Genomic DNA, 515 nt, shown 5'->3' on the forward strand with positions numbered 1-515 from the left:
ACCGCAAGGGGGGCGCGGCCGAAGGTGGGTTCGATAATTGGGGTGAAGTCGTAACAAGGTAGCCGTATCGGAAGGTGCGGCTGGATCACCTCCTTTCTAAGGAGACTTCGGAGAAGCGACTGAGCCGTCGCGAGCAGCGAGGATGGACCGGAGCGAGGACGAGAAACCAAGAATCGGAAGATTCTGTTTGGAGTCCGAGACGAAGGGAAGCCGAGCGTCGTGAGCAGGCGAAGCGTGACAGCTAAGGCTGACTCCGTAACGTCCTGGTCAGACTTCTGGATGTGAGTTTCTCATTGTTTAATTTAGAGGGTGCAAACCCTTAGGCGTGGGGGTATAGCTCAGCTGGAAGAGCACCTGCTTTGCAAGCAGGGGGTCATCGGTTCGAGCCCGATTATCTCCACCACCTGGGCCAATAGCTCAGCTGGCTAGAGCACACGACTGATAATCGTGAGGTCGATGGTTCGAGTCCATTTTGGCCCACCAGTGTCCATTGAGAATGGATATCAACATTCAAG

2 tRNA genes and 1 rRNA gene are annotated in these 515 nt (G+C 55.0%); all 3 read left to right on the forward strand.

The window, feature by feature from the left end:
- Positions 1-96, forward strand: a 16S ribosomal RNA gene (locus tag B5F22_RS11885); the annotation flags it as partial.
- Positions 97-327: 231 nt separating this feature from the next.
- A tRNA-Ala gene (locus B5F22_RS11890) sits at positions 328-403 on the forward strand.
- Positions 404-406: 3 nt separating this feature from the next.
- Positions 407-483: transfer RNA gene (locus tag B5F22_RS11895), tRNA-Ile, on the forward strand.
- Positions 484-515 lie beyond the last annotated feature (32 nt).

This window comes from Pseudoflavonifractor sp. An187 (assembly GCF_002160275.1).
Lineage (GTDB): Bacteria > Bacillota > Clostridia > Oscillospirales > Oscillospiraceae > Enterenecus > Enterenecus faecium.